Genomic DNA, 4,649 nt, shown 5'->3' with positions numbered 1-4,649 from the left:
GCACACGGTCGTCGCCGAACGCGGCTTTCGCCTCGCGCCGTGCGCTGGACAACGCCTCGGAAAACTCATCGGGATGCTCGACCCGGCGCATGCCCTTGCCGCCGCCGCCGGCGCGCGCCTTGATCAGCACTGGATAGCCGATCTCGCGCGCCTTGGAGGCAAGCAGCACGATCTCCTGCGCCTCGCCATGATAGCCCGGCACGACCGGCACGCCGGCCTTTTCCATCAGCCGCTTGGCGGCGTCCTTCAGCCCCATGGCACGGATAGAGGCCGCGGATGGGCCGATGAAAATAAGCCCCGCCGCTGTCACCTGGTCGACGAAATCGGGATTTTCCGACAGGAAGCCGTAGCCGGGATGAATGGCTTGCGCACCCGTTGCCAGGGCCGCCGCGATGATCTTGTCGCCGCGCAGATAGCTTTCGCCGACGGGCGAGGCGCCGATATGCACCGCCTCGTCGGCCATCTCGACATGCAGGGATTTTGCGTCGGCATCCGAATAGATGGCGACGGTACGCACGCCCAGCTTCCGAGCCGTACGGATGACACGGCAAGCGATCTCGCCGCGGTTGGCGATCAGGATCTTGGCGAACATGGAGCCTCCGCATGTAAGGTTCGAAGTCCATGGGAAGCATGGCGCTTGAACACCCCCCTCTGACCGGCAGGACAGAGGGGGGTGCTGTCTCGCGAGCCTTTTAAGCCCTCGGAGTAAACCTCTCCCTTACCAGGGAAGTGCTCTACCTTGCGGTCGGCTGTACCTACTTCGAGGCCGCGATCTCGCAACTGCCGCCGGTCGTGACTTTGTAGTGGCCGCGGGTGGACTGACAGGATTTCATCGCCAACTCTTCGGCCGTCTTTTGAGATGGTGCGTTGAGGTGGCCGCCGCAAACTATGTACGACGACATTATCCGTGCGTAGGGAGTGGTTGCGTACGCTGAATGGCCACCGGCCGCGACATAGGCCTTGTAGGCCTTGGTGCAGGGATCCTTGGGATTTCGCGGCAGGTACGGCGGAAAACGCTTGTCTCCCTCGCTTCCCGCCAGTGAGCCGGCCATGCCCGCTCCGGATGCTGCGAACACCAGCAATACAGCCAATATCGCCATGGCTGTTCGCTTGGAATTCGTGGATTTCATTTTGTCTTCCCCAAGGAGAAAAACCGGGCGCTTTCCGGTCTATTTGGACGCGGCGATGCTGCAGGCGCCGGCGACGGTAACCTTGTATTTGCTTTTGCTGGCCTGACAGGATTTCAGTGCCAGTTCCGCCGCCGCCTTTTGTGACGATGCATTCAGCTTCACGCCGCAAACGAAGTACTCGGTCGCCGGAACGATTGGCGTCGCCGCGAAAGCCGAATGGCCTGCGGCTGCGAGATACGCTGCATAGGCCTTCCCGCAGCCCCCGGTGGTTCCTATAGGAATGGTCACCGGGTAGCGCACGTCGCCCTTGCTGCCTGCCAGCGATCCGGCCATGGCAGCGGTGGAGGCCGCCACCATCAGCAAGCCTGCCACTATGGGGGTGGCTGCTCGTTTGCAGGTCCCGGATTTCATTCTGCTTCCCCCATTCGCAAAAAAGTCTCGGCCGGTTGCTTATTTCGATGACGAGATTGCGCAGCCGCCACTCGCGGTCTTGAGCTTCCACCGTGTCAACCCGGCCTGGCAATTGCGCAGCGCCGTCTCTTCCGCCGCCTTCTGGGACGGCGCGTTGAGCTTCGTCCCGCAGATGATGTAGAGGTCGACAACGCGCGAATAAAAGGTTGTGGCGTAGGCCGAATGGCCGCTCGCCGCGACGTAACCCTTGTAGGCAACGTTGCATTCGCCCGAACCCAAGGTCGGCGGAAAACGCACGTCTCCCTTGCGTCCTGCGAGCGATTCCGCCGAGCTGATGCCGGTCGCCGTTAATATTAGAAATGCGGAAAGTATCGAAGCAGCCGTTCCCTGGCAATATTTCAGTTTCATTTCCAGCCCGTCCCCATTGCCCCATGCTGGATAAACAGTAGCGAATATTTTGTCCCCCCGCCAGTTCACTGTTTGAGATTCGAAGCCGCCTATACTGACCAATCGCTTGGTCCATACAGTTCAGCCTTTTCACACGGCAGCAACGGCCTGCCGGTATAGTTCCGCCGTTTGGCTGTCGAAGTTGACCGTCCATTCTCACATCCGAAACACGCCAAAGCGCGTGTCCTCGATTTCGGCGTTGAGCGCGGCCGACAGGCTGAGCGCCAGCACGTCGCGCGTCTTTGCAGGATCGATGATACCGTCGTCCCAGAGGCGTGCGGACGAATAGAGCGGATGGCCCTCATGCTCGTATTTCATCAGGATAGGCTTCTTGAATTTCGCCTCTTCCTCGGCGCTCCATTCTCCGCCCTTGCGCTCGATGCCTTCGCGTTTGACCATGGCAAGCACCGTTGCCGCCTGTTCGCCGCCCATCACCGAGATGCGGGCGTTCGGCCACATCCACAGGAAGCGCGGTGAATAGGCGCGGCCGCACATGCCGTAATTGCCGGCGCCGAACGAACCGCCGATGATGACAGTCACCTTCGGCACCCTGGCGGTGGCAACCGCCATCACCAGCTTGGCGCCATCCTTGGCGATGCCGCCTGCTTCATATTTTCGACCGACCATGAAGCCGGTGATGTTCTGCAGGAAGACCAATGGAATTTTGCGCTGGCAGCACAGTTCGATGAAGTGCGCGCCCTTCAGCGCGCTTTCGGAAAACAGCACGCCGTTGTTGGCGATGATGCCGACCGGCACGCCATGGAGATGGGCAAAGCCGGTGATCAGCGTGGTGCCGTAATTCTGCTTGAACTCGTCGAATTCGGAACCGTCGACGACGCGCGCGATGACCTCGCGCGCGTCATAGGGCTGGCGCAGGTCGGTCGGCACGATGCCATAAAGTTCATCCGCCGGATGAAGCGGCGGAATCGCTCTCCTAGAGTTCAGGCTTACAGTCTTGTTCCGATTCAGGTTCTTGACGATGCGCCGGCAGATGGCGAGGGCATGGTCGTCGTCCAGCGCATAGTGGTCGGCAACACCGGAAAGCCTGGTGTGCACATCCGCACCGCCGAGATCCTCGGCACTGACATCCTCGCCCGTCGCCGCCTTCACCAGCGGCGGGCCGCCGAGGAAGATGGTTGCCTGATTGCGCACCATGATCGTCTCGTCGGACATTGCCGGCACATAGGCGCCGCCCGCCGTGCACGAACCCATGACGCAGGCGATCTGCGGAATGCCTGATGCCGACATGTTGGCCTGGTTGTAGAAGATGCGGCCGAAATGCTCGCGGTCGGGAAACACCTCCTCCTGGTTGGGCAGATTGGCGCCGCCGCTGTCGACGAGGTAGATGCAGGGAAGATTGTTCTGCAGTGCGATCTCCTGCGCCCGCAAATGCTTCTTCACGGTCAGCGGATAATAGGTGCCGCCCTTCACGGTGGCGTCGTTGACGACGACCATCACCTCGGTGCCTTCGACGCGGCCGATGCCGGCGATCATGCCGGCCGAAGAGATCTCCTCGCCATACATCGACCATGCCGCGAACTGGCCGATCTCGAGGAAGGGTGAGCCGACATCCAGCAATTGCGCAAGGCGCTCGCGCGGCAGAAGCTTGCCGCGCGAGACATGGCGCTCACGCGCTTCCTCCGAACCGCCGAGCTCGACGGTGGCGGCCTTTTCCGCAATGTCGGCGACCAGCGCCCGCATGCGCTCGGCGTTGGCACGGAAGGTTTCGGAGGAGGGGGAGATCTGGGTTTGCAACGTGGCCATACCTACACCCCCTCCGCCATGATCTCGCGGCCGATCAGCCAGCGGCGGATTTCGCTGGTGCCGGCGCCGATCTCGTAGAGCTTGGCATCGCGCAACAGGCGGCCGGTTGGATAGTCGTTGATGTAGCCGTTGCCGCCAAGCAGCTGGATGGCGTCGAGCGCCATCAGCGTCGCCTTCTCGGCGGCAAACAGCACGCAGCCGGCGGCATCCTTGCGCGTCGTCTGGCCACGATCGCAGGCGGCGGCGACGGCATAGACATAGGCGCGCGCGGCATTCAGCGTCGTGTACATGTCGGCCAGCTTGCCCTGCACCAGTTGGAACTCGCCGATCGCCTGTCCGAACTGCTTGCGCTCATGCACATAGGGGATTGCCACGTCGAGGCACGCCGCCATCAGGCCGATCGGGCCGCCGGCAAGCACCGTGCGCTCATAGTCTAGGCCAGACATCAGCACTTCGACGCCGCGCCCTTCCTCATGCAGCACGTTGTCGAAGGGCACCTCGACATCCCTAAACACCAGCTCGCCGGTGTTGGAGCCGCGCATGCCGAGCTTGTCGAGCTTTTGCGCCACGGAAAATCCGGCAAAAGCCTTCTCGACGATGAAGGCGGTGATGCCGCGCGATTTCTGGTCCGGATCCGTCTTGGCATAGACCACCAGCGTCTCGGCGTCCGGCCCGTTGGTGATCCACATCTTGGTGCCGTTGAGCACGTAGCGGTCATTGCGCTTTTCGGCGCGCAGCTTCAGCGAGACGACGTCCGAGCCGGCGCCGGATTCCGACATCGCCAGCGCGCCGACTCGCTCGCCCGAGCACAGCGGCGGCAGGTATTTTTCCTTCTGCGCCTGCGTCGCCCAGCGGTTGATCTGGTTGACGCAGAGGTTGGAATGGGCACCGTAGGAG

Annotated in this window: 6 protein-coding genes; all 6 read right to left on the bottom strand. The window is 62.1% G+C overall.

The annotated features are described in order from the left end of the window. Positions 1–592 (bottom strand): biotin carboxylase N-terminal domain-containing protein (locus EN969_RS17915; protein ID WP_281060014.1); only part of this gene is annotated, 592 nt, incomplete at its 3' end. Between the two features lie 163 nt (positions 593–755). Then, positions 756–1,130: a hypothetical protein gene (locus EN969_RS17910; protein WP_024505729.1), complete on the bottom strand. Its 375-nt coding sequence runs from the start codon at positions 1,128–1,130 to the stop codon at positions 756–758. Between the two features lie 39 nt (positions 1,131–1,169). Continuing rightward, positions 1,170–1,541, bottom strand: a complete 372-nt coding sequence (locus EN969_RS17905) for a hypothetical protein (protein WP_013532610.1) — start codon at positions 1,539–1,541, stop codon at positions 1,170–1,172. A 39-nt stretch (positions 1,542–1,580) separates the two neighbouring features. Next, a complete protein-coding gene (locus EN969_RS17900) occupies positions 1,581–2,051 on the bottom strand; it encodes a hypothetical protein (protein ID WP_318011939.1) in 471 nt (156 codons plus the stop codon). 93 nt (positions 2,052–2,144) lie between these two features. After that, positions 2,145–3,752: a carboxyl transferase domain-containing protein gene (locus tag EN969_RS17895; RefSeq protein ID WP_013532608.1), complete on the bottom strand. Its 1,608-nt coding sequence runs from the start codon at positions 3,750–3,752 to the stop codon at positions 2,145–2,147. A gap of 2 nt (positions 3,753–3,754) precedes the next feature. Next, the coding region (locus EN969_RS17890; protein WP_127419283.1) for an acyl-CoA dehydrogenase family protein at positions 3,755–4,649 on the bottom strand (895 nt) is incomplete at its 5' end.

This window comes from Mesorhizobium sp. M7A.F.Ca.CA.003.01.2.1, from assembly GCF_003998945.1.
Lineage (GTDB): Bacteria > Pseudomonadota > Alphaproteobacteria > Rhizobiales > Rhizobiaceae > Mesorhizobium > Mesorhizobium ciceri.
This window is presented reverse-complemented; position numbering and strand designations above follow the sequence as displayed.

What these genes read in the sequence shown, in the direction of transcription:
- EN969_RS17910 (WP_024505729.1), bottom strand. Translation starts at nt 1,130, where the DNA reads ATGAAATCCACGAATTCCAAGCGAACAGCCATGGCGATATTGGCTGTA.
- EN969_RS17905 (WP_013532610.1), bottom strand. Translation starts at nt 1,541, where the DNA reads ATGAAATCCGGGACCTGCAAACGAGCAGCCACCCCCATAGTGGCAGGC.
- EN969_RS17895 (WP_013532608.1), bottom strand. Translation starts at nt 3,752, where the DNA reads ATGGCCACGTTGCAAACCCAGATCTCCCCCTCCTCCGAAACCTTCCGT.